The 26,242-nt window shown below is 65.7% G+C and carries 23 protein-coding genes and 1 pseudogene; 14 read left to right on the top strand and 10 right to left on the bottom strand.

Going from position 1 to position 26,242, the window contains the following annotated elements:
* The first annotated feature begins 16 nt into the window (after positions 1 to 16).
* From K2O51_RS21350 to K2O51_RS21300, 11 genes and pseudogenes are all read left to right on the top strand, one after another.
* Positions 17 to 1,036: a substrate-binding periplasmic protein gene (locus K2O51_RS21350; protein ID WP_245001949.1), complete on the top strand. Its 1,020-nt coding sequence runs from the start codon at positions 17 to 19 to the stop codon at positions 1,034 to 1,036.
* A 20-nt stretch (positions 1,037 to 1,056) separates the two neighbouring features.
* Positions 1,057 to 2,331: a dicarboxylate/amino acid:cation symporter gene (locus K2O51_RS21345; RefSeq protein WP_011297884.1), complete on the top strand. Its 1,275-nt coding sequence runs from the start codon at positions 1,057 to 1,059 to the stop codon at positions 2,329 to 2,331.
* Between the two features lie 22 nt (positions 2,332 to 2,353).
* Positions 2,354 to 3,055, top strand: a complete 702-nt coding sequence (gene cuyB / locus K2O51_RS21340) for a cysteate racemase (RefSeq protein ID WP_140950540.1) — start codon at positions 2,354 to 2,356, stop codon at positions 3,053 to 3,055.
* Entirely contained in the window at positions 3,052 to 4,485 is a 1,434-nt protein-coding gene (locus tag K2O51_RS21335; protein ID WP_220631621.1) for a dicarboxylate/amino acid:cation symporter, read from the top strand. Before cuyB ends, K2O51_RS21335 begins: the two co-directional genes overlap by 4 nt.
* Positions 4,486 to 4,516: 31 nt before the next feature.
* A complete protein-coding gene (locus K2O51_RS21330; protein WP_011297881.1) occupies positions 4,517 to 5,029 on the top strand; it encodes a hypothetical protein in 513 nt (170 codons plus the stop codon).
* A gap of 66 nt (positions 5,030 to 5,095) precedes the next feature.
* A complete protein-coding gene (gene tssK, locus K2O51_RS21325) occupies positions 5,096 to 6,424 on the top strand; it encodes a type VI secretion system baseplate subunit TssK (protein ID WP_140950537.1) in 1,329 nt (442 codons plus the stop codon).
* A gap of 25 nt (positions 6,425 to 6,449) precedes the next feature.
* Positions 6,450 to 7,202, top strand: coding sequence for a DotU family type IV/VI secretion system protein (locus K2O51_RS21320; protein WP_011297879.1), 753 nt, complete (start codon positions 6,450 to 6,452; stop codon positions 7,200 to 7,202).
* A 37-nt stretch (positions 7,203 to 7,239) separates the two neighbouring features.
* Positions 7,240 to 11,388: a type VI secretion system protein gene (locus K2O51_RS21315; protein ID WP_220631620.1), complete on the top strand. Its 4,149-nt coding sequence runs from the start codon at positions 7,240 to 7,242 to the stop codon at positions 11,386 to 11,388.
* Between the two features lie 13 nt (positions 11,389 to 11,401).
* On the top strand, positions 11,402 to 12,547 hold the full coding sequence (gene tssA, locus K2O51_RS21310; protein WP_308813414.1) for a type VI secretion system protein TssA: 1,146 nt from the start codon (positions 11,402 to 11,404) through the stop codon (positions 12,545 to 12,547).
* A gap of 52 nt (positions 12,548 to 12,599) precedes the next feature.
* Positions 12,600 to 13,514 carry a hypothetical protein gene (locus K2O51_RS21305; RefSeq protein WP_011297876.1) on the top strand — a complete coding sequence of 305 codons (915 nt, stop codon included), beginning with the start codon at positions 12,600 to 12,602 and terminating at the stop codon, positions 13,512 to 13,514.
* Positions 13,515 to 13,832: 318 nt separating this feature from the next.
* A pseudogene (locus tag K2O51_RS21300) lies at positions 13,833 to 14,093 on the top strand (helix-turn-helix domain-containing protein); the annotation flags it as partial.
* A 251-nt stretch (positions 14,094 to 14,344) separates the two neighbouring features.
* Here the strand turns inward: K2O51_RS21300 and K2O51_RS21295 are convergent.
* Complete coding sequence (locus tag K2O51_RS21295; protein ID WP_011297874.1) at positions 14,345 to 15,178, bottom strand: TrmB family transcriptional regulator; 834 nt, start codon at positions 15,176 to 15,178, stop codon at positions 14,345 to 14,347.
* 112 nt (positions 15,179 to 15,290) lie between these two features.
* On the opposite strand from K2O51_RS21295, the gene K2O51_RS21290 reads away from it, so the two are divergent.
* Positions 15,291 to 15,656 carry a RidA family protein gene (locus K2O51_RS21290; protein ID WP_011297873.1) on the top strand — a complete coding sequence of 122 codons (366 nt, stop codon included), beginning with the start codon at positions 15,291 to 15,293 and terminating at the stop codon, positions 15,654 to 15,656.
* A complete protein-coding gene (locus K2O51_RS21285) occupies positions 15,653 to 16,867 on the top strand; it encodes an MFS transporter (RefSeq protein WP_011297872.1) in 1,215 nt (404 codons plus the stop codon). The genes K2O51_RS21290 and K2O51_RS21285 overlap by 4 nt, the downstream gene beginning before the upstream one ends.
* A gap of 132 nt (positions 16,868 to 16,999) precedes the next feature.
* On the opposite strand, the gene K2O51_RS21280 is transcribed toward K2O51_RS21285, so the two are convergent.
* Together K2O51_RS21280 and K2O51_RS21275 are read right to left on the bottom strand one after the other, a co-directional pair.
* Positions 17,000 to 18,160, bottom strand: coding sequence for a monovalent cation:proton antiporter-2 (CPA2) family protein (locus K2O51_RS21280; RefSeq protein ID WP_011297871.1), 1,161 nt, complete (start codon positions 18,158 to 18,160; stop codon positions 17,000 to 17,002).
* Positions 18,161 to 18,296: 136 nt separating this feature from the next.
* Positions 18,297 to 18,491: a hypothetical protein gene (locus tag K2O51_RS21275; protein WP_140950534.1), complete on the bottom strand. Its 195-nt coding sequence runs from the start codon at positions 18,489 to 18,491 to the stop codon at positions 18,297 to 18,299.
* Positions 18,492 to 18,864: 373 nt separating this feature from the next.
* Here K2O51_RS21275 and K2O51_RS21270 point away from each other — a divergent pair, with 373 nt between their 5' ends.
* A complete protein-coding gene (locus K2O51_RS21270; RefSeq protein ID WP_011297870.1) occupies positions 18,865 to 20,127 on the top strand; it encodes a hypothetical protein in 1,263 nt (420 codons plus the stop codon).
* Between the two features lie 83 nt (positions 20,128 to 20,210).
* On the opposite strand, the gene K2O51_RS21265 is transcribed toward K2O51_RS21270, so the two are convergent.
* The 7 genes from K2O51_RS21265 to K2O51_RS21235 form a co-directional block, all read right to left on the bottom strand.
* On the bottom strand, positions 20,211 to 20,603 hold the full coding sequence (locus K2O51_RS21265; protein ID WP_041679605.1) for a hypothetical protein: 393 nt from the start codon (positions 20,601 to 20,603) through the stop codon (positions 20,211 to 20,213).
* A 259-nt stretch (positions 20,604 to 20,862) separates the two neighbouring features.
* Positions 20,863 to 21,780, bottom strand: a complete 918-nt coding sequence (gene catA, locus K2O51_RS21260; RefSeq protein ID WP_011297868.1) for a catechol 1,2-dioxygenase — start codon at positions 21,778 to 21,780, stop codon at positions 20,863 to 20,865.
* 45 nt (positions 21,781 to 21,825) lie between these two features.
* Positions 21,826 to 22,884, bottom strand: a complete 1,059-nt coding sequence (locus K2O51_RS21255) for an NADH:ubiquinone reductase (Na(+)-transporting) subunit F (RefSeq protein ID WP_011297867.1) — start codon at positions 22,882 to 22,884, stop codon at positions 21,826 to 21,828.
* 16 nt (positions 22,885 to 22,900) lie between these two features.
* Complete coding sequence (locus K2O51_RS21250; RefSeq protein WP_011297866.1) at positions 22,901 to 23,263, bottom strand: phenol hydroxylase subunit P4; 363 nt, start codon at positions 23,261 to 23,263, stop codon at positions 22,901 to 22,903.
* Positions 23,264 to 23,282: 19 nt separating this feature from the next.
* Entirely contained in the window at positions 23,283 to 24,875 is a 1,593-nt protein-coding gene (locus K2O51_RS21245) for an aromatic/alkene/methane monooxygenase hydroxylase/oxygenase subunit alpha (RefSeq protein WP_220631619.1), read from the bottom strand.
* A gap of 37 nt (positions 24,876 to 24,912) precedes the next feature.
* Entirely contained in the window at positions 24,913 to 25,185 is a 273-nt protein-coding gene (locus K2O51_RS21240) for an MmoB/DmpM family protein (RefSeq protein ID WP_011297864.1), read from the bottom strand.
* Positions 25,186 to 25,201: 16 nt separating this feature from the next.
* On the bottom strand, positions 25,202 to 26,224 hold the full coding sequence (locus tag K2O51_RS21235) for an aromatic/alkene monooxygenase hydroxylase subunit beta (RefSeq protein WP_140950531.1): 1,023 nt from the start codon (positions 26,222 to 26,224) through the stop codon (positions 25,202 to 25,204).
* Positions 26,225 to 26,242 lie beyond the last annotated feature (18 nt).

Genomic DNA, 26,242 nt, shown 5'->3' with positions numbered 1-26,242 from the left:
GAGCGGATTTCGCCCCATGTCATTTGCTGACTTTCCCGTTGCGCCGACGCTGTCACGCGCATTCTCTTCGCGCCTGAGCCAAGCCGCCGCGAGGCTGCGCTCACCGCTGGCCTGCTTGCTGGCCGCAGTGGTGGTCTGCCTGCCGGTAGCGGCGGCGGCCGCGGGCACGCCGGCCGCCGCCCGCCCGGTGCCGGCAAGCACGTCGGCTAATGCGTCGGCCAATGCGTCGGCCAGCACGTCGACTACCGCCGCATCACCGGTGGTGACCTCCACCGGCCTGGTGCAGATGCCTGACGGCCGCTTGCTGGCGCCGGAGTTCGCCCGTATCTACGAGCGCGGCGAACTGGTGGTGGCGGTGCTCAAGGTCGACCAACCTCCGTTCTTCCAGGAGCGCGACGGCCAGTTGCTTGGGCTCGATATCGACCTGGCCCGTGAACTGGCGCAGAAGCTGAATGTCCGGCTGCGCTTTAACCGCGATGCCACCACGTTCGACGGTGTGGTCAGCCTGCTGGCGCAGGGCAAGGCCGATATGGCCGTCAGCAAGCTGTCGCGTACGCTGCCACGCACCCAGATCATCAGCTTCAGCACGCCTTACCTGCGCCTGAACCGCGCGCTGCTGCTCAACCGCGTCAAGTTCGCCCAGATGGCGCGCGGACGGCCGGTGCCCGACGTCATCCGCGCCTATGACAGCTCGATCGGCGTGGTCGGCAATTCGTCCTATTCCGAATACGTGACAAGCAACTTCCCCAAGGCCTTTGTCACCCGTTACCCGACCTGGGACAGCGCGCTCAAGGCGCTCGACGCCGGCCAAGTCACCGCGGTCTACCGCGACGAATTCGAGGTCAAGCGCGTGCTTAAGGCCGACCCCACCGCGGCGCTGCGCCTGCGCGTGGTGACGCTGCACGATCTCGAGGACACGCTCGGCATTGCCGTTAACGTGTCTGCGCCGGCGCTGCTGGCCTTTGTCAACCAGTTCCTGGCGGAGCGGCCCAAGCACCTCGAAGTGGCTGATGTGCTCGAAGCCGCCGCGCAATAAACACCAGGAGAGAAACCAAGATGAACACGACCAAGCTATATGCCTTTGCCCTCAACCCGTGGGTCGTGATCGGGAGCCTGACGCTGGGCGGCGCCATGGGCCTCCTGTGGCCCGCGATGGCGCAGGCGCTCGGCGTGGTAGGTGATCTGTACGTCGATCTGCTCAAAATGACCACGCTGCCCTTCATGGTGTCGGCGGTGATCTTCAGCCTGCAGCGCCTGTTTCGCGACGGCGGCGCCTCGCGCCTGCTGATCCGGGTGGTGACGGTGTTCGTCGGCGCCTCGGTGCTGGTGGCGCTGGTGGCCGCGGTGGTGCTGATGCTGCTGAGCCCGGGCACCAACCTGTCCGCCGCCACCATGCAGACGTTTGGCGCCATGGTCGGCCATGACAGCAATTCCAGCGATACCGTCATGAACCTGTACGGTGCCGACATTCCGGAGAAGTCGCTGCGGTTTTCCGATGTGCTGACCAGCCTGATTCCGACCAATATCTTTGCCGCGCTGGCCAACGGCGACGCGCTCAAGGCGCTCGTGTTCGCGCTGCTGTTCGGGCTGGCGGTGGGACGCGTGCCGGAACGCATCTCGATTGGCCTGAGCCTGTCGCTGGAGACGATCTATCACGCCTGCCAGAAGCTGATGCACTGGCTCAGCTACCCGCTGCCGGTGATCCTGTTCTGCATGAGCGCGGCCCAGCTCGGCAAGTCCGGCTTCGAGCCGCTGCAGGCCATGCTGCAGTTCGTCATTGCCTTCTTCGTGGCGTCGGTGCTGCTGCTGGCGCTGGCGGTGGCCATCATCTGGAAGCGTTCCAGCCAGAGCCTGAGTGACACCCTTAACGCACTGCGCGCGCCGTTCGCCCTGGCCTTGGCCACGCGCAACAGCGCTGCGTGTATGCCCAGCATGATCGAAAGCCTGGTCGACAGGTTGGGCTTTGCGCGCGCGCGCGTGGAGCTGCTGGTGCCGCTGGCGGTGTCGCTGCTGCGGGTGGGGCCGATGGTGTACTACGTGTGCGCCACGCTGTTCATCGCACAGCTCTACGGGCGTGCGCTCGGCCCGGTCGAGATCGCCACGGTGGTGATGGCCTCGGTGCTGGCGGGCTTTGCCTCGGCTGGCATGACCGGCCTGGTCACGGTGTCACTGGTCGGCATGACCTGCGCCTACCTCGGCCTGCCGTTCGAGGCGGCCTTCATTCTGTTCCTGGCGGTCGATCCCGTCTGCGACATGCTGCGCACGCTGATCCTGGTGATCGGTAATGCGGCCGCGGTCTCGGTGATCTGCCCGCGTCCTCTCAAGATCTGACTCTGACAGCACGAGGCGCGTCATGGCGATGATTGGCATTCTGGGCGGCATGGGGCCGCTGGCGACGGTGGACTTCATGGACCGCGTGGTTCGGCTGACCGATGCCTCCTGCGACCAGGAGCATCTGCCCATGGTGGTGGCGCACCTGCCGCACACGCCGGATCGCTCGCGATCGATCCTGGCTGGCGACGAGTTGCCGCTGCCGCATCTGCTGGCGGGAATCGACCTGCTCAACCGCAACCAGGTCGGGCTGGTGGTGATTCCGTGCAATTCCTCCCATCACTGGTACCGCCAGTTGCGCGAGCGCAGCAGCGCGCCGATCCTGCATATCGCCAGTACCTGCGTGGCGGCGCTGCCGCACGGCACCCGCCGCGTGGCAGTGCTGGCCACGCGCGGCGCACTGGCTTCTCGCATTTACCAGGACGCGCTGGCCGAGCGCGACATTCAGCCGGTGGTGCCGGACGAAGCCGAGCAGGTCCAGGTCGACACCTGCATCCGCTCGGTCAAGGCCGGCGCGCTCGAGGCCGCGGGCGAAGCCCTGCAGGCTGTGCTGGCGTCCCTTGCCGCACGCAATATTGGCGTGGCCATCATGGGTTGCACGGAAATCCCGGTGGCGCTGCGCCAGCTCCGCTCTGCGCCGCTGACGATGATCGACAGCACCCTCGAACTGGCGCGCGCCACCGTGGCCTTCGCCATGGAGCGCGGCTGGAACAAGGCCCAATGAAAGCCCTGCGCTGGCTCTCCAACTCCTTTCCGGGCCTGCTGCTGTGCCTGGTGGCCGGCGCTGGCGCGGGCATGGTGATGGCGCCGCTCGGCACGCTGGCATGGCTGTTCGGACAGCTTTACCTGTCGGTGGTCAACATGGCGTCGGTGCCGCTGCTGGTGGTGGCCACCTTCTTCGGCCTGCGCCAGGTGCTGACGCTGCCACGGCCGGGCCTGCGCACCGGCACCTTGCTCGGCGTCGGCGTGGCGCTGCTCGCACTGTGCGCGGTGGCGGGCACGCTGGCCGGCGTGCTGATGGCGCCCGGTGCCGGCCTGACACACAGCGCGGGCGGCGAGCTGGGCCAGCTGATCATGAAGCAGGTGGCCGATGGTGGCGAGGTCCGCATGGACCTGGCCGGGCGGGGCGCGGACGACAGCGCGGCAGGGAGTTCGGGAGTGCCGGCGGCGGAGCTGGAAGACATCGTCCCCGACAACTTCTATCGCGCGCTGGCGCAGGGCCACACGCTCGGCATCCTGACCGGCACCATCCTGTTCGGCCTGGCGTTCGCGGCCCTGTCGCGCGAGCAGACCAGCATGCTCAGCAACGTCTTCGAGGGCATCTACCGCACGTTCGAAAGCATCATTGCCCACGCCAACCTGTTGCTGCCGGTACTGGCGTTCGGGCTGGCTGCACACCTGACCATGCATAGCGATTCGGCCACGGTACAGGCCATGGCCGGGGTGCTGTGCAGCTTTACGGTGCTGTGCCTGCTGTTGAGCGTGGCTGCGGCGCTGGCTATCGCGCGCTGCGCGCGGCTGCCGCTGGTGCAGGTAATGACCGAACTGAAGGGGCCGATGATGGTCGGCCTGGCGTCGGGCAGCGCGACGGCGCCGATCCCGCATGCGATCGAGGTAATGAGCACGCGCCTGGGCTTTCCGCGTGGGCTGGTGGAACTGACGGTGCCGTTCGGGTCGGTCTTCCTGCGCGCCGGCTCGGCGCTGTATTTCGGGCTGGTGGCGGTGTTCGTGGCCAACCTGTACGGGCACCCGATCGGTGCCGGCGAGCTGGTCTGGATTGCCGGCGCCGCCACCGTTGCTGCCTGCCTGTCGGCCGGGCAGAACGGCGTTGGCACGGTGGCTTACGCCGGTGTGGTGATGTCCGCGCTGCAGTTGCCGGTAGAAGCCGCCGGCGTGCTGCTGCTGGCGGTGGACCCGATCTGCGACGGTCCGCGCAACGCGCTCAGCCTGATCTGCACCTGCGCAGTCGTGGCGCTGGTGTCGGTGGGCCTGCCCAGCGAACGCCCGGCGCCGCAGCCGGTACAGATGGAGCAGCGCGGCGGCGTGGTGCTGCGGCTGGTATTTACACGCGTGCAAATGATGCTGCTCGGCGCCTGCGGGCTGGCCGCGGCGGCACTGATCGTGCTGATGGGAATCGGGGTGGGCGCCAAATGATGGCCGTCTGCCGACAGTCTGGAGACATGCAATGAAGGTAGTGTCGATCTGGCGTGGCATTGCGCGTGGGGCCGGCGGGCTGCTCCTGGCGGGCGCGCTGGCGGCTTCAACGGTGCTGCTGGGCGGCTGCGCGGCACCGTCGTTCCTGAGTTTCAAGGGCGAGCGCGTCAAGTGGAAGCAGGTCGTCCTGAATGCTGCCGACGACGCCAACGGCAACAGCCCGGTGGCGGTCGACGTGGTGCTGGTCAGCGACGAGGCGCTGCAGGGCCGGCTGGTCGATCTGCCCGCCTCCAAATGGTTCGCGGGCCGGACCGACCTCAGCAATACCTATCCTGGGAGCCTGCGCATTCGCAGTTGGGAACTGGTGCCGGGACAGCGCCTGGAAGTCCCGCCCCAGGACTTCGAAGGGCCGCGCGTGACGGCCGTCTTCGTATTTGCCAACTACCCGGAACCGGGCGCACATCGCGTCCGGATCGATCAATTCAGCGGCACGCTGGCAGTCCAGCTGAACAGCAGTGCCGTCAGCGTCTCGACAAGCAAATGAATGTTCTGCAATTTTCTTCCCATGGCCGGCATCGCGCCGCAGCCGCGTTAGCTGGTGGAGCCGTCCATGCGTGACAACCTGACGCTGGTTGACCGTGTCGAATGGCACGAAGGGATGCTGCTGGCACCGCAGCATTTCCAGTTGTTGGCAGCCCGCCTCGATTCGCTGGTGGCCTGGCAGACGCTGGCAGCAGCCCCGTTCAGCTGGGGCGTTCGGCGCCTGGTGTTCGACACGGGCCTGCTGCCGGTCGGCATCGTGCGCGTGCTGCAACTCGACGCGGTGATGCCGGATGGCACCGCGGTCTCCTACAGTGGCGACGATGAACGGCTAGGGCCGCTGGAACTGTCGCTGGCGCCGTTTGCCGAGCAACTGGCCAGTGGCACGGTCGACATCCACCTGGTGCTGCCGGTGGCGGGAACCATGCGGCGCGACGCACAGGTGCGGCGCTTCCGCTCGGTGCTCGGCGCCCCGGTCGAGGACGAGGTATCGCAGGCGCCGCCGGCGGACATTGCACGGCTGGTGCCCAACCTCGCCCTCAGTGCCGGCGCACAGCCATCCTCGCTCTATGTATCGCTGTGCCTGGGCACCGCCTACAAGGACAACGAAGTGGTGCGGCTGGGCGAGCGCCTGCCACCGCTGCTCGAGGTGGGGCGCGAGACCCCTTTGTGGACGGCGGTGGCGTCGATGCTCGGGCAGTTGCGCAGCAAGGCCGCATTCGTTGCCAAGCAGACCGCGGTGCCATCGTCCAAGGCCGACGATCGCCTGACCCAGCTTGAACTCCGGGACCGGCTGCGCTGCCTGCTGAGCGAGCTGCCGCTGGTCGAGGCGGTGCTGCGCACGCCCCATCTGCATCCGCTTGCGCTGTACCTCGCGCTCGCCTCGCTGCTGGGCTCGCTCAGCATGCTGCGCCCCGGTGCGCTGCCGCCGGTGCCGCACGATTACGACCACGCCAACCCTATGACCGCGTTCGCGCCGCTGCTGCGTGCGGTGCGCGAGTCGCTGGCAGAGGTCAGCGAAGCCTACCGCGAGCACAAGTTCGAGTTCCTCCACGGCGCGTTCGAGATCGCGTTGCAACCTGACTGGATCGGCGAACACCTGGTGGTGGGGCTGCGCGGCCAGTCCGAGCGCGACTTGCGGACATGGATGGATGGCGCCATGGTGGGCTCGCAGTCGGCCTATCCGTCGTTGCGTGCGCACCGCGTGCTCGGCGCCGCGCGCCGCGTCGTCGAGCATGCCGACGAACTCGGCGTGCGCGCTGGCTCCGGCTATGTGTTGTTCGAGATCGAGACCGATCCGGCGCTGATCCACGGCAACGAGGCCCTGGTGATCGGCAATCCGAACGAAGGTGCCAGCGCGCAGCGGCCGCAGGAAGTACTGCTGTTCGTCAAGGGATGACAGACAACATGAAGGCAATCTGAAAATGGCACGCTATCGACCCGAAGCCGAGGACGACGATCTCGCCGGCGAGCAGTTCCGCGCCTTCCTGGACGAACTGGTCAATGCCCAGGCGCGCCTGTCCGAGAGTGCCGACGCCACGCCCGAGGCGGTGGCGCAGGGCATGAGCCGCCACCTGCTGAACCTGCTGGAGTTGCAGACTTTGCAGTCGCGCCGCGACAGCACGCGCTTCGAGATGGAGGACGTCGCCGACGCCCGCTACCTGAAGGCGGTGCTCGCCGACGAGATCCTGCTCAACACCGATTGGGCGGGCCAGGCGCAGTGGCATGCCCACCTGCTGGAATCGACGCTGTTCCGCACCAATATCGCCGGCGATGAGGTGTTCCGCCGCATTGAGCAGTTGCTGCTGGATCGCGAGCCATCGCGCCGAAAGCTGGCCCGGCTGTACTTGTCTGCGCTGGCGCTGGGCTTTCAGGGGCGCTTTCGCGGCGCTGATGCCGACGCACGCCTGCGCAGTCTGCGCGAGGAGTTGTATGAGTTTGTCTACCAGCGCCGTCCCGACTTGAGCGGGCGCGACCGCGTGGTCAGCGAGGCCGCGTACGCGCACACGCTATCCCATATCGCGCCGCGCAAGCTGCCTACCATGACGCGCTGGACCGTGGTGTTCGCGCTCAGCCTGGTCAGCCTGCTGGCCCTGTCCGAGGTGCTGTGGCTGTGGCAGTCGTGGCCGCTGCGCCAGGCATTGCGCGCCGATACGGTGGTGGGAGCCAATCCATGAGCCGCGTCCAAGCTGAAGCCAGCAGGGGAGCCATGGCATGCTGACCAGTAATCTCTTCCTGATCTCGATCGGCGTGCTGACGCTGGTCGCATTCGCCGTGCTTGGCCTGGTGCTGTACTACGCGGCGCAGGGCGGTCGCGCCAAGCCCGCCGGCGAGCGCAAGATCGTGCGGCTGCGCACCGATACGCTGCGCGCGGCGTTTCGCCAGGCGATCGAGCTGATCGAGGGGAATCTCGTTTCGCGCGCAGAGCGCTACAACATTCCCTGGATCATGGTGCTCAACGAGGGCGACGATGCCCGGCCGTTGCCGATCGCCCAGTCGGGCGTGTCCAGCGCGCTTGGTACCGACGCCGCCAATGCGGCCGCCACCCAGGGCATCTCGTGGCACTTCTTCGACCGTGGCGTGGTGATCGACATCAACGCCGGCTACCTCGGTTCGCCCGACGATGATGGCGATGAAAAGCCCTGGGACGAGTTCCTGGGGCTGTGCCGCAACTACCGTCCGCAGCGCCCCTTCGACAGCGTGGTGATAACGGTGCCGGCGGCGAAGCTGCTGGCGGACGACACCGACGCGCAGCTCGAACTGGTGCGGCGCGCCAAGCTCGTGCACCGGCGTCTGTGGCTCGCGCAGAACCGCTTCGCGGTGCGCTTTGCCGTATACGTGGTGGTGACCGGCGCCGAAGCGCTGCCGGGGTTCGCCCAGTTCGCGCGGGACCTGCCCGAGCCGATGCGAGCCAGCATGCTGGGCTGGTCCTCGCCCTACGACCTGTCCGCCACCTACCAGTCGGACTGGGTCGAGGCTGCCTTGTCGTCGATTGTGCGCAGCGTGTCCGACAGCGCCGCCGAGTTGCTGGCGGCGGCGCCGCCCGACCTCGACGCGCGCCAGTTGCTGCTGCTGCCAGCCCGCATCGAGGCGATGCGCGCGCAGCTGCAGCGCTATATCGACGAGCTGCTGCGCCCGAGCGCCTATCACGAGCCGTTCTTCTTTCGAGGCGTCTACCTGACCGGCGACAGCGGCGAGCTGGCGGCGCAGGGCCTGAGCGCGGTGCCGCGCGGTGAGACGGAGCCGGAACGCGAAGACAGCGAGAGCCTGCCGGAGCGCATTGAGCCGGTGCTGGACGCCGGCGAAAGCAGTGTCGCTGGTGGCACGCATTTGACCGAGCTGATGCTGCAGCCGGCCTTCCTGCGCGACCTGTTCGACAAGAAGATATTCCTGGAATACGGCCTGACCCGGCCTTCGCGCTCGCAGCATCTGGCCCGCCCGGTGGTGCACCGCGCGCTGCGCTGGGGCGGCGTGGCGCTGTTGGGGTTGTGGGGTGTCGGTCTGGCGGTGAACACCTGGCAGCTCGGGCAACGCAAGGCGGAGCTGCTGGCAGCGCTGGGTGGGCTGCGCAATGCCAGCCAGCAGCGTGCGCAGGCGGAGCAAGCCGGCCAGGAGCTGCCGCCCGAGTGGTACCGGCGCCAGACGCTCGGCCTGATCGATATGAACCAGCGCCTGATGGCGCAGTCGACCTGGTCCGTGTTCATGCCGGGTTCCTGGAGCCCGTTCGACGATCTGGACGAGCGCATGCGCGAGCATTTCCAGCGCGAATTCGGCAAGGTGGCACTCCCCACGATCCACCGCGAGATGCTGGCGCGCGTCAGCCAGCTCACCGGTGTCGTGCGCGACCCCAGCACCGCCGAGCTGGTGATCGGCGACGACTGCGCGGTGCCCGCCGGTGCGCGTGGTGACGCGGGCGGTCCGCGCACCCTCGCGATCGAAGACCTGCCCGAGATGCGCGCGCTGCAGCAGTACGTGGGGGCGGTCGACCAGTTCGACGCCGCTCTGTCAGCGCTGCAGCGCCTGGAAAACGGCGGGGAAGGGCGCAGCGAGGCGCTGCGCACGGTGGTGCGCTATGCGCTGGGCGCGGAACTGCATGGGGATGTCTCCGGCACCTTGTCGTATTTCCGCACCGACGGCGGCGCCGGGCGCGGCGCACACGCCATGGTCGGCAGCGCACCGGCTGTAGGCCCGGCGCAAGTGGTGCAGCCGCTGCGCTGCAGCTACGACAAGGGCGCGCGCCAACTGGAGGCGCGCCTGTTCAGCGACAACGCCCTGCTGGTGGCGGAGCGATCGGTTCGGGACGGCCTGGAGGCGCTGAGCGGCGCCGGCACGGACTTCAGCCATGTGCTGGGCGACTATCGCGGGATCGTGGCGGGCATTGGTACGCAACAGGAGTTGCTTGCGGGCGGCAAGGCCGGCTGGCTCCGGCAGCCGCAGTTCGCGCCCGGCCCGGCCTACGAGCGCCTGCTGGCGCAGGCCACGCGCAGTCGCCTGCTGGGCGAGGATCTGGTGGCGCGCCAGCGCGAGCGTTCGCGGGCCGGCTTCGCCGCGCTGCGCGAGGAACTGGCGCAACGCTTCAGCGGTCCCGAAGCGGGCATCGTCTGGCAGGACAAGGAGGGCCGCTACGCGGTGGCGCCCGAACGGCTGGCGCTGCGCGACCGCCTGGCCGCGCTGGTCAGCCAGCCCTTCATGACTGCGCCGCGTGACCTGCCGCTGCCCGCGCTCGGTGCGCGCACGGTGGTGAACTGGGACCGCCAGCAGCTCGACCAGGCCATGACCCTGGCCGAGACCCGCAAGCGTTTCGTGGGCGAGGGCCTGGCCGACCTGCCGGGCGCCTCGCGCGATACGGTGGCGCGCAGCATCGACGCGCAGTTCACGCGGCTGATGATGGACCAGGTGGCGGCAGCCGCGGTGGTCGCGCCGGCCGGCGCCGCGGGCAGCGCAGGCAGCACGGGCAGCGACAGCGCCGCGTTCGAGGCCGCGCTGGGCCGGTTGGTGAAGATCAAGACCGCCCTGGCCGAGATGCACGCCACGGCGCGCGTGGAAGATCTCGATGCGCTCATCTCGCGCGATGCGCTGGCGCATCTGCGCGCGGTTGACGAGGCCCTGCAACAGTCCGAACTCTATGCCATCCGCCAGTCCGGCGGCGATGCCCGCAGCAGGTCGCCGATGCTGGCGGCGTTCGGCCTGAGCGATGCGGCCGGGCTCGGCCCCTACCTGGACCAGCAGTCGGGACGCGCGCTGGCGTTGGGGCGCGAGGCCTCGCTTTACCTGGGCGTGCTCAATTCGGGCGATGCCGCCTCGCCGCTGGCGCAGCGCTGGCTGGCCATCACGCGCGACCTCGAACGCTACCGGCTGAAGAACCCGAACAGCCACCTGCTGATGCTCGAGCAGTTCATCCAGGGAATGGCCGCCGATGGTGGCCGCGGGGGCTGCTTTGGCCGCTTCGCCAGCCGCCTGCCGCGCGGTGCCGACGACTACTTCGCCACGCTCCAGGCACGTGTCTACGAGGGCTTGCTGGCGCGTTGCGCGCAGGGGTACTTCGCCGAACTGCAGCGCCAGTGGGACGGCTTCTCCGCGATCTTCAATGAACGCGTGGCAGGGCATGCGCCCTTTGGCGCGGCCGTGCAGGGCGGGCCCAACCCGGCCGATCAGACCATGGCCGACTACGGCGAACTCGGTCGCGTGCTCAAGCGCTACGAGCAGGTCTCGACGGTCTATCGCGAGCCACGCGGCGACGGCCCGCTCAAGGGCCTGTCCGCTGGCATGCCGGTGCACCAGTTTATGGACAACTTCGAGCAAGTCCGGACACTGCTTTCCCCGCTGTATCCGGCGGATGACAGCACACCCGGCGGCTACGACATCAACGTCGACTTCCGTGTCAATCGGAGTGCCGAACTGGCCGGCAACCAGATCATCGACTGGAGCTTGAGCGTGGGCGCGCAGAACCTGTCTCAGCAGGAGGCTCCGCGCTCGCTGCGCTGGGAGTACGGCATGCCGGTGATGCTGACACTGCGCTTCGCCAAGGATTCGCCGCTGCAGGCCACGGCGGACCCGCGCCAGCGCGCGTTGTCTACCGACGGCAGGTCGATGACCTGGCGCTTTGCCGATCCCTGGGCGCTCATTTCCTTTATCGGCCGCCAGCGGGTGGCGGATCCTTCGGTGCGCGCCGAGGGTGCCGCCTCGCTGCTGCGCTTCGATTTCCCGCTGGCGCCGGCCACCCCGGCAGATTTGACTGCCGTGCCGAAGCAGGGGCAGGGCCGCGTGTTCCTGCGCCTGGCGCTGACCCCCGCCGGCAAGAAGACGCCGCTGCCGTGGCCGCGCAGCTTCCCGACCCGTGCTCCCGACTGGAACCCGCTGTGAGATCGCTATGACCATGAGACCGCCGAATCTGGCCGAAGCCGCGGGCGTGCCGCTGCTGGACCTTGAAGCCCTGATCAGCCCGGTTCCGGGCGACGCGCGCGCCGGCATCTCGCTGCGCTACGACGCCCTCTATCCGGCAATCCGCGCCGCGCGACATCAGGATGACGCCACGCTGCCAATGGGCGAGTGGGAGCGCCCACTGGCCAAGGCTGACTGGGGCCGCGTGGCCGCGCTGTGCAGCGAGGCGCTGGTCGGGCGCAGCAAAGACTTCCAGCTAGCCGCCTGGCTGTGCGAGGCCTGGACCCACATGCACGGTGTGGCCGGCGTTGTGGCAGGCACGCGTGCCCTCAGCGCGCTGGCGCAGCACTACTGGGACGACGGCCATCCCGCCATCGAGCACGGCGACAGCGACGCGCGCTGCGCGCCCTTCGCCTGGCTCAACGAGACGCTGCCGCTGGTGCTGGCGCTGCACGTGCCGCTGCTGGTCTTGCCCGATCTGGATGTGCCCACGGTCTCTCTGGAGCGCTGGGAACGGACGGCCACGGGCGGTGAGGAGGGGCTGAGCCGCGACTCCCTGGTGCGGCGCGCCGGCGAGGGGCGCAACCAGGCTGCGCTGGTGGCAATGCGGCGCCAGCTCGACGCTGCCATGCAGGGTTGGCACGAGTTCGATCTCGCCATCGATGCCCGGCTTGGCGGCGAAGCCCCCAGCCTGCGGCGCGTGCCGGAGGCGCTCCAGCGCCTGCAGCGCGCTGTCGCCACGCTGCTGCAGGGGTATGACGAAGTGCTGCAGGGACAGGCGCCGGACGCCGGTGCGTCGGCGGTCATGGATGCCGCAGCGGACATCGCAACGGAGGCCAGCATGAATGAATGGCAGGAGCCGATACGCACTGCGACTCAACCCTTGGCCACGGCCTCAGTGGCCGGCGCCGGCTTGGCCGCAGGCCAGCCGGCGAACGGCATTGCGAACCGGACCCATGCCTACCGGCTGCTCGAGGAAATCGCTGATTTCCTGGCGCAGAACGAGCCGCATAGCCCTACGCCTTACCTGCTCAGGCGCGCGGTGAGCTGGGGCCAGATGCCGCTTGCAGAACTGATGCGCGACATCCTGCGCGAGGACGGCGACGTCCATCGCTACCTGGCGTTGCTGGAACAGCAATAGCCTGAACCGTGGAATCCATGCAGAAACACCGCTTTTTCTAAGGACAACAACCATGCCGACAACTCGCGACATCTGGGTCTACGCAGCCGAGAAGGTTTCCAACAAAGGCGTTATGGCCCGGATCGGGCATTCGGCTCGCTTCCATGGCCTGCGCAGCGCGATCAACTCAAAGGGCTCCTTCGCTTCGAAGGCGCTGGGCGGGCTGACTGCGATCGGCCGGGCCTCGCTGAGCCTGATCCCCATCCCCGTGATCGGCGGCCTGATCTCACAGGCCGAGACGGCGATCGAGGGCAAGCTGCGCAGCTACATGCACACCCGCAAGCTGAACAGGGGAGGGCCGATCACGGTGGAGGAACATGTCAAGTTCTCGCTCAAGGAAGCAAGCGTTGCCGACATGGACCGCTACCGTTTCAAGGTGTCCCATTCGGTGGACGAGATGAAGGCCGCCGGCGACGCGTGGAATGCAACCGGGCGCGTGGGCACGGAGAACGGCACCGCGCGCTGCGCCGGCAAGCTGGACCTGGCCCTGAAGGTCGCGCAAGCGGAGCGGCGCCTCGACATCTTCGACACCAAGGTTGCCGAGCTCCAGGCGCTGCTGAGCGCCTGCTCCACGTGGTCGCAGCAATGCCGCAGCAGCGTGACCGACTACAAGAACCAGGTGCGCGAGCACTTCCTGGAGTCCGCCAGGGCCGAGGACTACCTGGCCAACTCCGCGGCTACGCCGGCCGCCAAGACCCAGGTGGCCGCCATCATCATGTCCCACCACAAGGACTGCGGCGACTTCTGCGTGCATCACGACAACAAGACCAACACCACCTGGGACCGCGTCCGCTCAGTCGGTGCCGACGTGGTGCGCGAACTGCAGGCACCGTTTTCTGCGGAGTCGTTCCTCAGCCTGAACCGCGCCAGCTTCGAGTCGGCCAACCAGGTCGACAACTACAAGCCTAAGGATCAGCGTTCGTCCTGAGGCCAACGACCCTGCCGCTCGGACCCCGCAGCTTCGGAAGCCGCCGTGCGCGATCACGGGGGCGGCACGCAGGGGCGCGCGCTCCTGGCCCCATGGGGCCGGGAACGAGATTCTGCAAAATCGAGGAACAGGCTTGTGCAAGCCGGCGCCATGTCACTTTCGGCATTGTTTTTTGCATTTAACATAATACACATTATGCGGACAATGGTTGTTACGCCCAAATAGTAATGTCGTACTTGAGCCAAATAGAAATGTCGTACCCCCTTGCCAAGGCTGGCATGCTGGCGGCTTTCCGTCCGTCCGAGACCGGAGGCCGCGATGCCCAAGCCCGAGACCATCACGATGACGATGCGCGAACTCGATCGGCTCAAGGTGATTCAGGCCGTGGTCGACCATGGCCTGGCGGTCTGGCGCGCCGCCGAGAAGCTCGGCTTGTCGCGGCGTCAGGTGGAACGTCTGGTACTGCGTTACCGTGAGGACGGTCCTGGCGGCCTGGGCTCGCGCAAGCGTGGTCGTGACAGCAACCGCCAGCTCCCGCCTGGGCTCGAAGCCCGCGTGCGCGGCCTGATCCGCGACCGAGGCGTCATCAGCCCAACATAGGTCAGGCCATGACCGACCGGAGTGGACGCGATCTCGCCTCGCCTCGCCACGACCGATCCTCCCATCCGCCTTAAGACGGATGTCAGCGTCGCGCCATCCAGCACCGACTGAGCCTGCGTCCTGGCGCACACTACCGACCCACTTCGGCCGCTTGCCCGCGTGCGGGCGCAAGAACCGCTGCCGATTGGCTGACGGTCATCTCAGTGCTGGCGCGCAGCAATCATTCGCTGTCACCGAATAGTTTTTGCGGGCTTAGTTGCAACAGGGCTTAGCATTGCCTGCATGGGCGGGGTCGTCAGCAACTTCTTGTATGCCGTTGAGGACATCGCGCTGATCATAAGGCGCCCGCTGACATCGGCTTTGATGTACTCGACGGCGAGCAGTGCGATGACCGGATTGGTGGTAACAGTAGCCTGATCGCTGGTGTAGTCGCCGAACTCCGCCACCACTGCGTCGTCCTCGTCTGCCACCACCACAGCAAGGCGACGGCCGGATAGGCGCAGTCTCGCACTTGCCCCACATGCGGCCATGTCATATGTGTGAGGACCTTTCAAGGCCTTGTGGCCATAGATGGCGACATGGGTGTCAATTCCCCGCGCGCTGGCCGCGTCAAGCAACGGACCCAATTCGTCGAGCTCCTCGTCCCAGATACCGGCGAACAGGCTGGCTTTCGCGTTCGAAATCGTCCGTGCGAAAGCCAGGAGGATTGACTCCCTGCCGCTGAGCGACCAGACCATCCCGGGCTCTTGCTGAACCGGCAGGCGATCCAGCGCCGAGGCCGCGGCGTCGAGGTCAGCATTGAAACGTGAGCGCAGCTCGGCCAGTAGCGCCGTGTGCGGAACCGCCGCGTAACGCACGGGCTCGGAGCGGTGAACGAGTACGGCACCCCGCGTTTCCAGGCGGGCCAGGGTCTCATACACCTTCGAAGCAGGCATCGATGCCCGCCGGCCCACTTCGGCTCCCGTAAGCGGGGCCTGCCCCACCAGGGCCGTGTATGCCTGCGCCTCGTACTGGGTGAATCCCAGCCGCGTCATCGAAGCAATCAATTCTGCGTCTGCTGTCATGCGTGACTCATGTTTAGTTCAGAGGGTTGACTTACTACTGAAGTAGTATACGATCCCACATAACTACTACCCAAGTAGTTATTCCGCACCATATCGTCAAAGGACAAACCACATGCGTCAAAGGATCAGCACAGGCTCCCCGTGGGAGCCCAAGGTCGGTTACTCGCGGGCCGTGATCGTGAACGATACGATCTACATTTCAGGAACGGCCGGCCAAGGGCCCGATGTCTACACGCAGACTCGGGATGCACTTGCAACTGTCGAGAAGGTACTCACCGACAATGGCTTCCGGATGTCGGATGTGGTCCAGAGCCGTCTGGTCGTCTCGGACTTTGAACACTGGGAAGACGCTGCGCGAGCACATGGCGAGGTCTATGGCGACATTCGGCCGGCCTTTTCGCTAGTACATGCCCTGCCGTTCGTCGATGAGGCGATCCTCGCAGAAGTCGAGGCCATTGCCGTAAGGGTCGGCAAGTGAAGGCCACGGCCGAGCGGAACGCGCGGCTGTCGGGCCGCGCAGTGGCTGTGCTTTCGATTGCTGCTGGTGGTGCCATCGCGAACAACTACGCCATGCAACCGGCCTTATCGGTCATCGCCGCCGATTTTGGGGTGCCCGTTGCACCGGTTACGGCCGTGGTCTCCGGTGCAATGATTGGCTATCTGCTCGGACTGGTGTTCCTCGTGCCGCTGGTGGACAAGTTGAGCGCACGCGCCTTGATTCCAGCACAACTATGCGCGCTCGCATGCGCCCTGGTACTTGCGGCATGGGCGCCAGGCCCGGAATTGCTCATTGGGTGCTTCGTGCTCATCGGTGCCACGACGACGGTTGCTGCGCAAAGCAGTGCCATCATCGGCAAGTACGCCGAACCGGAACGCCGGGCGCGGCGCGTGGGGACGATCTCTGCGGGCATATCCGCAGGGATACTACTGAGTCGATTCGTTGGCGGGGTGCTGGCGCAGTGGTGCGGATGGCGAGGCGCACTGTTGGCATTCGCGGCCTTCGCCACCGTTTCGGCGCTTTGCGTTTTTCCATTGCTGCCATCCGGGCGGTCACAGGAGAAAACCGGATACTTCTCGACGTTGCGTACTATGCCGCCCTTGATACGGGCATCTCGAGAGCTACGTTTGCGAACCTACGCCGGGATGTTGTGGTTCTTCTCTTTCAATTTAATCTGGGTCGGCCTTGCAGTACGTCTCACCGCGCCGCCGTACAACTCAGACGCAGCAACCATTGGACTGTACAGCGTTGCTGGATTACTGGGCCTGGTTGTGACCCGTGTCGCCGGGCGCTTGGCGGACCGGTTCGGCAGCCGCACCGTGATCGCCTGCGGCCTCGCACTCGCAAGCTCATCCTCGTGTGCACTCGCAATCGCACTAGGGCACCCAGTTGCCACTGCTGTCGCGCTGGCCGTATTCGACGCCGGCTGTTTCGCCGCGCAAGTCGCCAATCAAGCCAGCGTCGTTGCTATCCATCCAGCGCGCGCAGGTGCATTGAACTCGATATACCTAACCTTCTACTACGTGGCGGGGGCGATTGGTGCGGCAGTGGCGGGTGCGGTAGCGGTCAATGCTGGTTGGGCGGCGCTTGCGATGTTGGCGGCGATGACAACGGCGACTGCAGCCGTCACCAGCACCCTCATTCCATCCATCCCGCTGCGTAGAGAAATCGCTTCGGGCGACCGCTATTGAGGACCCGTTGCGAATGGCTGCTTCTGGCCGCCGTTAGCGGACTTCGACGGGAGCGTCATGCCACCAAGCCCTGCCACCCGGATCGATGTCTCAGATCGGCCAATCAAAAAGAAATGTCGTACCCCAGTCGTATCAAGCTGGCTGCACCGCCATCAGCTTCCGAAATGCCAGAAGCAGCAACGGAGTCGTCGCCATCGACAACGCGACCACCACCGTGACGATCGACAACTGCTCGTTGTCGAGCAGTCGCGCGGCCTGCGCCGCAGCCGTCACGACAAAGGCAAACTCGCCGCCCTGCGACAGCAGGATTGCGAAGTAGATGCGTTGTTCGCGCGGCAGGTTGATCTTGCTGGCCAGGAACATCAAGGCCAGCAGTTTGCCGCCGACAAGCACAACGACCAGTATCGCGACCAGCCATGGCCGTTCGGCCAGCACGCGGAAGTCGATCGACATCCCCACCGCAATGAAGAACAGCCCGAGCAGGATGCCCTTGAACGGTGCCATGTCGGCTTCGATTTCGTGACGCGATTCGGAGCCGGCGAGCAGCATTCCGGCGACGAAGGCGCCGAGAGACATGGACAGGTGCACCACATGCATCAACAACGCAATCCCGATGACCCAAAGCAGCGCGAAGATGGTGAAAATCTCGCGGGTACCGCTTCGCTGGATGATGCGCAGCGCATGCTGCAGGATAAAGCGGCCACCAAAGACCACGGCGGCGAGCATGGCCAGTGCCCTGGCCGTCATCAACCAGCCGCTGGGATCGTTGTCTTCGATCGGCGCCGGGGCAAGCAGCGGCAGCAGCGCGATCATCGGTATTGCGGCGATGTCCTGGAACAGCAGGATGCCGAAGCAGGTCTGGCCCACCGGCGTATCCATCTCGCGGTTCTGCTCCAGGATCGCAATCACCATGGCGGTCGATGACAGGGATAGCGCGAAGCCGGCAGCGACACCGACGCGCCACGGCGCGCCGAATATCGTGAAGATCGCCGCAAGCAGCGCTGCGCATAGCGCGACCTGGATGCCGCCATAGCCAAAGATGGCACGGCGCATGGCCCAGAGCTTCTTGAGGTCCATTTCAATGCCGATGATGAACATCATCAGCACAATGCCGAGTTCGGAGATGTCGAGGATGGAATCGACATCCGTTACGAGCCTGAGAACCCAGGGCCCGATGACGACGCCTGCGATAAGGTATCCCAGTACAGAACCAAAGCCTGCGCGTACGGACAACGGTACAGCGATCAACGCTGCTGCGAGGAATACAACCGAATCCACTAGCAGTTGCTCCATCATCGTCCTCCGGAGTCGATACCAGGCATCGGATTTGATGCCGGTCAGCGCTTGTACTGTTGACAGTCACAGTCAAGCACATCGCGGTGCGACTTAAAAGAACGAATGACAGTGGTCTGCAGGTGCGCACCATCCGCTACCGGCGCGGATTTCGCCAGACCGCGGTCAGCGCATCCAGACGGCGCCGCGCCGCCGACCAGAAAGACACGCGCGCATCGGGCGTTGTGGTCTGCGCTTGCCGGGCCGGATCCGCCAACGCGGCGGCCGGATAGTGGTCGGGGTGTCTGTCGATCGGAACCCCTCCGGTGAACGTCGTAAAGAAGGATGTCATGGTGTCCCCTCGCGGAAGCCAGGCGCGTTAAGTGTTCTCAATGTAAGGCCGGATGTGACTTCCCAGCATCAGAATACCCGACTTTTTGGCGCGCTTTTCCGGGGATTTCCCCTTAGTAATACGTCGGCAAAGCGACTTCGTCGTTTTGTATGCATGCCGCCCAGAGCATTGGCGGACTACCCTATTCCGAAGCGCAAACTCAATGTGAATCTGATTTCCCGAATGCGATGAGGCGTTTCATCTCTGATTCACACTTTAATGCTCGTCCAAAGAGCGTATTTTCGCCTTCCTCGCCGGTGACTAGATTGAACGCATCGCGGGCATCGAAGAAATGCCAGCGAATCTGATCATTCGCACAAATCCGGGGAGCGTCATGAAAATCGTCCACATGAGGTTAGCGGCAGTGCCGCTCGCATGCCTGGCCATTGTCATTGCAGGTTGTGGCGGAGGCGGCGGCGACGCAGCGCCTGCTGCTACCGCGGCCGTACCAGGCCCGGGAACCACGACGCCTGCGACAACGCCAACGGCTGCCACGAGCGCCTTGCTGTCGGGCACCGGCGATCCGACGCCGGACATTGGCAAGGATGGGGACTTCTACCTGAACACCACGACCGGGATGCTGTTCGGACCGAAGGCGAACGGGGTGTGGCCGGCAGGCGTTTCCGTCGCCGGAACGGGCAGCACGGGAACGAAGAACGACCCAGGGGTGCCGGCCAATACCGGTACGGCCGGGAACACCATCCTGTCCGGCTCGGGGGATCCGACCGCCACGGTCGGCAACAACGGCGACTACTACATCAACACCACGACCTCGACGCTGTTCGGACCGAAGACCGATGGCGCGTGGCCTCCGGGCGTCCCGCTGGGCGGCGGGGGCAGCGGCGGCACGGTCCTGACTGGAGCTGGGGCGCCGGACAGCAGTATTGGCGCCAATGGCGACTACTATCTCGACACCACGACCTGGACGCTCTACGGGCCCAAGGCCAATGGCCAATGGCCTCCAGGCGTGGCGCTTGCCGGCCAGCCCGGCGGCAGTGGTGCCAGCGGTGGCAGTGGTGGCGCCGGCGGTACCGGTGGCACTGACGGTGGCACTCCTGTCGGCAATGGCAACCACGTGCTCTACGGCACCGGTGCGCCCAGCGACAGCGTGGGCGTCGACGGCGACTTCTACTACGATACTTCGACTGGCACCTTGTATGGGCCGAAGGCCAGCGGCCACTGGCCGACCACCGGCACCACCGTGCCGACCGTCTACAACGGTAACTTCAACGTGCCGAACACGCTCAGTCGCGGTAAGTATGTCATGACGGGTGCAGGTGGAGCGGTTGCCTTGCCGTCGGATTTCGGCGTCATCATTCCCTACGATTGCGCGACCGTCACGCTTACCGCGTCCACGCTTGGGAAGGCGACTGGCACGCTCAATATGGCCGTATATAAGGTCACCGGGTCCGGTGTGGCGGCAACAATCGCGCCGGTGGGCAACCTGAGCTGCAAGATCAGCAACGGGCAACAGAGCTGCAGCCAGCAAATGCCGGCAGGGACCGTCAACCACAACGATAAGCTGCAGGTGCAGCTCGATACTAACCAGGCGACCGACTGGGGCGGGCTCAGGGTCAATCTGGCCTGCGCGAAGTAGACCCCCCGGACGTGCCACAACCGTGGCGCGTCCGATTGGGACGGCGGCGGCACGCTATCGTGCCGCCGTTTTTTCTATCTGATTCAGAAGTTGGCCTCGATGGCCGCCCTCGCCCCTGCAGGCACTTCGTTCGGGATGACCTGATGTCCCAGGATTTCATAGCTGCGGGCTGTCGCGACCTCTTTCGGATCGACGAGCCGCTTCGGGCCGCCAAGCCAGGCAAAATGATCTACGCCGTCGTCGCTGCGGAACCACGCGAAATCGCCGATGCGGTCGAGGCCACGCTTGACGACCTTCAGCAGCGCCAGCGCCTCTTCTGAAACGCCCAGGTACCGCCGCGTGTCGTGGACAATCGTGCCCAGGTTGCGGAGCTTTTCAAGGTTGGAGCGGACACCGGTGGCGCCCGCTTCCGGCGCCGGGTTCTGCACCAGTTCGACAACCAGGATCCCCTTGTGAGCGGTGATGCGTGCGTGCATGGAACCTCCAGACTGTGCGAGTGGCTTCACACAGGAGGAGAAGCAATTTTCCCGCCAGCAAGGAGCGTTCGTGCCTTGCACGCCCCCTCGGAAATGGCGGGATGCCTTTGAAGGCAGGCAAGTGTGGAAAACGCCACGCATTACGGGCGGCTTCTGACCGTAAGGGCTGCCGCTCTGTTGGCTCGGTACTGACAACACCGGGACGCCGCAGACTTGCGCGCGCCAGCGTGCTGTCGCCGCGCACGCTGGCGCCCTTCTCTCAGGCTGTCACGGCCGCGCGCTGACGCGCGACCTCCGCCTGCGGTGCATCGGCCCTGTCGGCATGCAGCGTGAAGTTGAACCGGATCAGTGAGAACGGCTTGTCGACGCCCAGCGCCTGCAGTGCTGCAGCGTCCTCGACGCGTGTCACCGGTGGCACCAGCCCTTCGCGCGTGGCGAACGCGAAGTCATCCCACAGGTACGGATCGCCATCGATGTTGATCTGCGTGGTCAGCTTGCGGTGACCGGGTGCCGACACGAAGAAGTGGATGTGGGCCGGCCGCGTGCCGTGTCGGTCGAGCTGCTTCAGCAGGCGGTCGGTGGCCCCATTCGGCGGCACGCTGTAGCCGACCGGAACAATGCTGCGCAGGCGGTAGCGCCCTTCACTGTCGGTCACGATGGTACGGCGCAGGTTGAACGCACTCTGGGTCGGATCGAAGTACGAGTAGTTGCCCATCGAATTCGCGTGCCAGACTTCCACGTTCGCGCCGGGCAGCGGCTTGCCGGCGTTGTCGAATACCTGCCCTTCCATCACCAGCACCTCGCCGTCGTCGGTGCCGTCGTCAAGCCGGGCTTCACCTTGTGCAACCGGTGCGCCGGCCACGTACAGCGGGCCTTCGATGGTACGCGGCGTGCCGCCTGCGATGCCCGCGCGCGCCTCGGCCTCGTCCATGCGCAGGTCCAGGAAGTGGTCAAAGCCAAGTCCTGGAGCGATCAGGCCCAGTTCGCCGCTGCGGCCAGCCTCGGCCAGGTAGTTGAGGCCGGCCCAGAACTCCTCGGGCTGGATGTCGAGGTCCTCGATCATGTAAAAAAGGTCGCGCACCATCCGGTGCACGATGGTAGTGATACGTGGGTTGGCGTTCTGGCCCGTGGTTTCCTCGATGCGGTTGAGCACGGTGTCGATGGCGATCTTGTCCATGGTTGTCTCCTATGGCCTTGTGGGAATGCGGCTGATGCTGCGGTATCAGAGCGAGCGGAACAGCGGGCTGCGGGTGGCCTGGCTCGCGTCGGCTGCCGACAGGAACTTCTCGGTGAAGATGTCTTTCTCGAACAGGCGGCCTTGCATCAACGTGGCGATGCAAGCCTCGATCATCGGCGGCGGCCCGCACAGGTAGGCACGCCAGCCGCGGAAGTCTTGGCTGAAATGACGGCTTGCAAGATCGTGTACATAGCCGCGCTCGCCGCCCCAGTCGCTTTGCTCGGGCTCGCCCGACAGCACCGGCAGGTAGGTGAAGTTGTCATGCTGCCGTGCGAGCGCTTCGAAGGCATCGCGGTAGTACAGTTCGCCGGCATTGCGTGCGCCCTGCACCAGCACGATTTCGCGTTGGTCACCCGATTCCAGCAGGTCCAGGATCATCGAACGCGGGCTTGACAGTCCCGAGCCGCCCGCCATGAACACCAGCGGCCGCGGATCGCTCTTGCGCACGAAGAACCGGCCCAGCGGGCCCGACAGCTGCAGGCGCTCACCCACGCTAAGTTGTTCGTGCACATAGGTCGTCGCACTGCCGCCGGGCACGAGCCGGATGTTCAGTTCGATCTCGCCCGCGGTCGGCGCACTGGCGATGGAGAAGGCGCGTGGCGCGGCTTCCTTGCCGATCCACACGTTGACGTACTGGCCCGGCTGGAACTGCAGCGGCTCGCCTTCGATGCGCAGGAACACGCCCTTGATGGTGGGCGTCAGCGCCTCGATGCGCACGACTTCCGCGGTGAAATCCATCAGCGGCAGGCACTGCGCATCGGGATCGGGCTCGATATCGACCTCGATCACCATGTCGGACATCGGCTTCGCGCAGCAGGCCAGGCACTTGGCTTCTTCGCGCTCGAAATCCATCAGCGCGAATGGCGATGCTTCGCCGTGATCGAGTTCGCCTTCGAGCGTCTGCACCTTGCAGGTCCCGCATAGACCGTGGCCGCACGCATGCGGCAACCACACGCCGGCGCGCAGGCACGCGTCGAGCACGGTTTGGCCTTCCTCGATGCCTATGGTCTGCCCGAGGGGCTCGATGGTCAGTTGGTAGGTCATGGCAGCCTCCGTGAGGTCAGTTGCACGAGCCGGCAATGCCGCGGAGTTCCGGCGTGCGCAGGCGCAGTAGCGACTTGTGGCCGAGCCCGTTGACGGCCAGGCTGGCGTCCGCATCCGGCGCAAAGGGCTCGCCGCCGAGCAGCCACTGCACCTGCGTCCAGTCGATAGCCGCGCCTTCGGGATGCGCGGCGAGCAGTGGCGCGATGACGTCGCTGACCATGGTGCCGAACGGCATGTCGGGCGGCAGCGGCAGCGTGAACGGGCTGCAGAACAGCAGGTGCTGGTCCCAGCCGAAATACACGAGCTGGTTGCCGTGGAAGTTCTCGACGCGGTCGCGGGTTTCGCCCGCGTAGCCCGGGTTCAGTGCGATGACTGGCATGGTGGTCTCCGGTTCGTTCTTAGTCGTGTTTGTGGTCGCAGCACGCGGCGCCACTGCCCTGCTCCGCCGGCTGCGCGCTCTGGGCCCCGGTCCAGCGCTGCCAGTTCGCGCGGTCCTGTGAATCGGCATAGTCGCCGCGGTCTTCGGGACGCAGGTGGTACCAGTCCAGCACTTCAGGCAACGTGGCGCCGCCGCAATTGCCCTGGAAGATCTGGTGCACCGGCAGCCAGGCCTGGACGTATTTCTCGGGTTCGCCGAGGAAGATGTCGCGGCAGCCGTCGGAGCAGAAGTGATAGTGGTCGCCGTCGTGCTCGGCCTCGCGGTAGCAGATCTGGGTGGGGTCACCCGGCTCGGTGAAGGCCATCGGGATCTGGCACACCTGGCACAACATCGGCAGGCCAGGGTTGAACCAGCGCTGCCCTGCCTCCTGTTGCTGCTGCCAGTAGTCGAAGCGCGGGCGGTAGTGCTTGTCGAAGCTGTCGGGATACTTCTCCGCGAGCCAGTCCATTTCCGATGGTTCAGGCACCCAGGTGTGGATCGCCGCGGCGTGGTTGAAGTTATAGAAGATCGACCATGCGATGTGCGACAGGTGGTCCTTCTCCTTGGCGGCCTGCTCGTGGTACTTCGGCATGCGGATGCCATAGCGTGCCAGGTCGGCGAACAGCGCACCGCCGTTCTGCTCGAAGTAAATCTCCCACGCTTCCTTCCAGCTCATCACGCGTTTGGGCAGCATGTAGTCCATCATCATCGCCACCAGCGTGAGCAGCCTGTAGCCGCGCCAGAACCACTTGTCGATCCACTTCTGGATGATCGGGCGATTCGCCGGGTCCTGTTCCAGCATGAACTTCACCACTTCGAGTCCGAGGGTCATGTGGCGCGATTCGTCCGACTGCGCCGAGAAACCGAACGTCACGGTGGCCATGTCGCCGTTGTACGCCGCGCCCGACATGAACGGCATGAACAGCAGGTTGGTCAGCACATATTCGAACGAGAACGAGATCGCCGTGATGAACTCGAACGGCCCCGCCGTCATGGCGTCCTCGAAGTACGACTTCGGCACCGACAGGTACCACAGCCGGTCATGCAGGTGGCGCCAGTCGGCAAAGCCGTTGAAGTACTTGTTGTAGTGGCTGATGGTGTGGATCTGGGTCTGGCAGTGGCGCAGCTCGTCGACCGACTGCATCTGGCACGCCACGCGCGCGCCGACGCCGCGCAGCGTGCGGCCGGCCATCGCGAAGCCGCGGTGCGCGGCATATTCCAGTGGCGACACGCCGGTCAGGAACACCTTCAGTGCGTTCACGTAGCGCGCATCGGTGACGTTGAGCTGGCCGTTGTTCTGCTGGAACGCGTCGATGATCGCGTACAGCTTGCGTTCCTTCTCGGACTGGAATTTCCAGTACGCGTCCATGGTCAGGCGGAACGGGTCTTCCCACCCATCCCAGTCATGGATCACGATGCCTTCGAACTTGTCTTGCGGGAATACGGCATCCATCGGCTGATAGGTCGTTTCCCAGCCGAGGTCGCGCGTAAGGATGGCGTACTTTTCCTTGAGCGACAGCTTGGGCCTGGCGGCTTGCCGAGCGGCGGAGGCGATTGCGGTGGCGGTGGTCATGTCCTTGTCTCCTGGTATGTCGGGTTTGATGTCCGGCTCAGTGCCAGGCCAGCACGAACTGGTCTTCGGTCTCGTCGATGTTGCCGGCCAGCGAGATCAGGCCGAGCTGCAGTTCCTGCACGTCCCACGCGCGTCCCATGCGCTCTTCCACGCTGGCGCGGTTGATCTCGAGCCGTCCGGGCGCGTCGATCTTGACCATGGCCGGGTAGCGGTTGACGGTGGCGTGCGGGTTGTCGGCCTCGATGGCGTCGATGACGGGACGCATCTCCTCGTTGGCCTGCAGCGCGATGAATACGATCTGTGCGGTCATGGCGGTCTCCTCGGTGTCAGGCAGCGGCCTTAGCCGGTGTTTCGTCAGTGGCACGGGTCAGACCCAGTCCCGCAAGCCGCTTGGTCAGAGCGGCCACAGACTCGTCCAGCGCAGCTCCAGCATCGCCAGCGAACAGGCGGCGCGCGAGCGGTGCCAGCGCATGCTGGAAGCGGTCGAGCCAGGTGAAGGCATAGCCGGCGATCACGCTGGCGTTCTCGGGCGACTCCTGCGCAGCGGTTTTGACCGTGGCATCAACCCAGCGCGCCGTCTCGGCGTACCAGGCGTTCATGAAGTCGGTGACCAGCGAGAACGCCGGGCTTTCGGCGGACAGGCGTGCATCGAGGCGCTGGTAGATCAGTGGGTACAGCAGCCCGTCCATCACCAGGTTCTGCGCAACGTGCAGTTCGAACCAGTCATCGCGCACCAGCAGGTCCTCGATCGCATGGCGCAGAGGCTGCCAGGCCAGGTCTTCCAGCCATGCCGCCTTGGCCGCGTCGACGGCGGCCTTGTCGCCCACCAGCAGGCCGATGCGGGTCAGGTACTGCGCGATGCCGAGGCGATCCATCGTCTGGAACATCGCCGCTTCGGTGATGGCGGAGCCAAAGCCATACGCGGTGATGGCGGCGTTGTTCATGTTGGCCGCCCATTCGACATGGCGCAGCGGCACCACGCCGCTCGTCAGCACCTCGCGCAGCGGCTCGGGCAGCGATGCCAGCAGGCCGCGCTTCTCCACGAACTCCAGGTTCTTTTCCATCGTTTCCTGCTGGCGTGCGCGGGCGTTGACGTAGCTGCCGTAGTAGAACTGGCGCGGGTCCTTCAGCGCGTACCAGTCCTGCATGACCACCTGCGTGCGGCGCGCGTCGTACAGCTCGTACTGTGGCTGCCACAGCGGGCGGTAGTGGAAGCTGGTTTCCGGCTGCAGGTCGTACATTGCCTCCTGGTAGCGCGTGGCCGGCTTGTCTGCGCCGAGGCGGCGCGCCAGGTTGGCGAAGGTCTGGCGGATCGGGCTGACGCTGTCCGTGCGGATATCGATTTGCATGATGTGGGCTCTCCTGTC

It is taken from the genome of Cupriavidus pinatubonensis (genome assembly GCF_019602855.1).
Lineage (GTDB): Bacteria > Pseudomonadota > Gammaproteobacteria > Burkholderiales > Burkholderiaceae > Cupriavidus > Cupriavidus pinatubonensis.
The sequence above is the reverse complement of the archived record's forward strand: the minus strand, read 5'-3'. Positions and strand labels throughout refer to the sequence as shown.